This window comes from Aquamicrobium segne (genome assembly GCF_042656785.1).
GTDB lineage: Bacteria > Pseudomonadota > Alphaproteobacteria > Rhizobiales > Rhizobiaceae > Mesorhizobium > Mesorhizobium segne.
This window is the reverse complement of sequence record NZ_JBHSLL010000058.1, coordinates 1-3,520: the sequence shown is the minus strand read 5'-3', so window position 1 is coordinate 3,520 and position 3,520 is coordinate 1. Positions and strand designations below refer to the sequence as shown.

Here is a 3,520-nt window from a genome sequence, read left to right as displayed (position 1 = left end):
CAAATCATATCCACGAGGCGGGTCAATTCTCGGTGAAAATCCCGGGTCAGATCTCAACGGCAATCAACATTATGGCCAATCTCCCATAGCCTTCCTCAGTTTTGAACGGTCGATCAGGGGCAACGCCAATTCCACGCTGGCAGTCGTCGGTGATACGCATCCGCTGTCCTTCCGGGCCGAGAATGCGCTGATGGATTTACTCTCTAAAGTGGGACCGGGCGATTCAGGACGATATTCTTCATCACAAGGGTAGAGGTAAGGCGCTGAACGCCCGGCAGGGCAGACAAGCATTCGTCATACAGTTCACGAAAATGAGACAAGTCACGGCTGAGGACGTGAAGCATGTAGTCAGGATCTCCGAAGAGCCGCTGCGCCTGAACGATCTGGGGTACTTCCATCAAGGCGGTCTCAAAAGCCCGGACGGAATCGCTGTTCCCGTCCCCAAGCGTGACAAAAACGATGGCTGAGAAATTCAGCCCGACCTTGGTCGGATCAACCTGCGCCCGATAGGCACTGATGACGCCCGACTGTTCCAAGGCCCGCACCCGCCGATGGCAGGGGGAAAGGCTGAGCCCGATCCGCTCTCCCAACTCGGTTACTGTCAGCCGCCCATCGCGTTGAAGTTCGGCAAGAATCTTTCGGTCTGCTTCATCCATGAGGCAGATATTGCCTCAATAGAGGCTTGGTTGGCAAGATTTAGGGAGCACCTTCCCGCCTTGGAGTGATATTTTTTCCTTTGGGTTCAAGCAATTGTCGGAATGTGCTGGGCCTGCATCGCCACACCGGAAATCGGCACGGCAACATGCCTGCCGATGTCAATGGGCCGTGCAGAAGTGTTTCGTATTTACGAGGCTTGAAATGTCGCCGTCACTGCTTGCCGCCTACTGGGCATTCTCGTTCCTGTTCGTTATCACACCGGGCGTGGATTGGGCTTACATGATAAGCATAAGCCCCGATCACCGCGCCATCGGCCCTGCCGTATTCGGTCTGCTGGCCCGGCACCTTACCGCCGTGGCGCTCGTCGCCGCAGGTGTGGGGGCAGTGGTTGCCGGCGCACCGGCGGTTCTGGCTGCCCTGACCTATGTGGGCGCAGGCTATCTGGTCTGGCTGGGGATCGGCATGGTTCGACATCCAGCCCTGCCCGTTGCAGGTGAGGTCGAGTTCGCCGGTTCGTCAAAGGCGTATGCCATAAAAGGCTATGGCATGAGCGCTCTTAACCCCAAGGTGCCGTTATTGTACCTGGCGCTCTTGCCACAATTTACGGACCTGGCCGGTTCATGGCCGGTCAGTGCCCAGATCATGGTTCTTGGGCTGCTGACCATCATAAGCTGCACGATCATCTATACGATGGTGGGTTATGCCTCTCATTCCGTTCTCAGGGCAAACCCCGCCGTGACCAAAATCGTCAGCCGCTTGTCTGGGGCTGTCATGATCATTGTTGCCATCGCTTTGATAGCCGAGCGCTTTGCATCGTAAATGTCAGCACCCAGCCTTGATCAGGGCTGCTGCTATCTCAAAACAGACAATTGGTGGGAAGCTGAAACTAAAGCGTGCTGCTTTTCTTCCAGACTCACGCGGCCCGCGTTAAGACTCTGTTTTATTTATATTTTTATCTCAAAACTGATTCTTAAGTTCAAGAGACAGGCTTTAGATTTAGAGATCTGAAGGCCGAGCGTCGCCTTTTTCATTATTACTTTTTTAACACATTCAAAATTAATACACTCTTATAGGTTGTGATAATATGAAATTACAATCTATAATGTTGTGCGATTCGCGAAGGATGGTGCGCCAAAGCTCTGGAGCGCTCAGAGAGCAGAGGCAAAGCTGAACCTGAGATCAATTACATAAAGGCTCAGATTATTTTGCCTCATGTGATTGTCAATCCGTAATTACTAATAGTGTATCAAATTAGGTCAATAACCAAATGAATAAATACTACTATATAATTGCCTTAATAGGATTAAGCATTTCAATATCAGGTAATGTATTGGCTGATGACTGCACTGTAACCGGAGATTCCCTTGTTTGTGAACCTGATGGATCTTATAATCCATCTGATCATGGCGGAAAGCTAATTTATGACTATGATCAAATTAGTTTGACGACCACGATTAGCCTAAAACATGGCTTATCTCAAGCATCAGGTGATACTACATATAATAATGTTACGATTAATACATCTGGAGATAGGGCTGACGGGATACATGTTATTCAGTGGGGTCCCAAAATTACATTTAAGAGTTTAAATATTAATGCAAGTGGGTATAGCGCGGATGGAATTCTCGTAGGACGCGATAGTACCGGTGCAATTATAACTGTTAATGGAGATACAAATATACTTTCATCAGGCGGGATGGGAGTAAGATCAGTTACAACTGCAAAGAAAGATGGAATTAATAAGAATAAAATTATTTTAAATGGAAATTCAATTGTTAAAACAACTGCCGATGGTAGTCGGCACGGCGGTCATGCCGTTTATGCCGGAGTTGATTTAAGCGGGTGTGGGCCGTTTGGCCTCCCGCTCAATGACTGCCTGTCTAGCGATCGAGCCGAGATATTTCTAACGGAAGGAAATAATAATCTACACAATATTATAACCTCTGGCGCTTCCGCCAATGGAATCTACGCCTATGGCTACGGTTATGTGAAGACAAGTAATGTTCAAATTGAAACGACAGGAGAGAACGCACATGGCATTGCTGCGGTAAGAAGGAATTCAAATTATTATTATGACTCAAGCGATAGTGGAAGTCAGGATTATTCAGGGGTTGTCGAGTTAACTGGCAATGTGTTCATCAATACATCTGGAAATGGGGCATTCGCTATTTTAGCTGACAGCGGCAATGCGAGTAACGGCCAAGATTCACTTGGGGTGGTTTCAAGCGTCAGATCCTTTGATAGCGATAGCGGCCAGATCGTATCTGATAAGATCTATCAGATTAACGGCAACTTACATGCAAAGAATTCTGGTATAATTGACCTTTCAATGGGAAACCACAGCACATTTGATGGATATACCAAATTAGAAAGCAATGGGATTATCAACCTCGATATTGATGGTGATAAAAGCATATGGCATATGAGTGGAAGCTCAATCTTAAACACGGTTAATCTCCTGTCCGGCGCATCTTTAAGGCCATATGAGATCAATGGTAACGTATATGATTATACAATCACTGGTAATTTACATAATGAAGGAAAAATTATACTTGAGGATGGTTTTTATGGGAGCCGCGCAGGAGATGAAATAAGCTTAATAGGAGATTACACCTCACATGATGGACTGCTGATTATTGATACGAAACTTCATGACGATGATTCAATTACGGACCATCTGCTCATAGATGGTGATACGTCTGGCAGAACTTATGTCAGGGTGCAAAACGATCAAGGCACCGGCGCTCAAACCAATGAGGGCATCAAGATCATCGATGTCACCGGATCATCTGCTGGCACCTTCTCTCTGCTTGGCGATTATATGTTTGAAGGCGATCAGGCGGTGGTTGGTGGCGCCTATGCC

At 47.4% G+C, this 3,520-nt stretch carries 3 protein-coding genes; 2 read left to right on the top strand and 1 reads right to left on the bottom strand.

Annotated elements, in window-relative coordinates; all coding sequences use genetic code 11:
- Window positions 1-203 precede the first annotated feature (203 nt).
- A complete protein-coding gene (locus tag ACFPLB_RS15910) occupies window positions 204-656 on the bottom strand; it encodes an Lrp/AsnC family transcriptional regulator (RefSeq protein ID WP_378231458.1) in 453 nt (150 codons plus the stop codon).
- A gap of 202 nt (window positions 657-858) precedes the next feature.
- Here ACFPLB_RS15910 and ACFPLB_RS15905 point away from each other — a divergent pair, with 202 nt between their 5' ends.
- Window positions 859-1,476 carry a LysE family translocator gene (locus ACFPLB_RS15905; RefSeq protein WP_378231456.1) on the top strand — a complete coding sequence of 206 codons (618 nt, stop codon included), beginning with the start codon at window positions 859-861 and terminating at the stop codon, window positions 1,474-1,476.
- Between the two features lie 448 nt (window positions 1,477-1,924).
- Window positions 1,925-3,520: autotransporter outer membrane beta-barrel domain-containing protein (locus ACFPLB_RS15900; RefSeq protein WP_378231454.1), on the top strand; the 1,596-nt coding region annotated here is incomplete at its 3' end.

Coding starts and splice junctions, on each gene's coding strand:
- ACFPLB_RS15910 (WP_378231458.1), bottom strand. CDS start 656: ATGGATGAAGCAGACCGAAAGATTCTTGCCGAACTTCAACGCGATGGG.
- ACFPLB_RS15905 (WP_378231456.1), top strand. CDS start 859: ATGTCGCCGTCACTGCTTGCCGCCTACTGGGCATTCTCGTTCCTGTTC.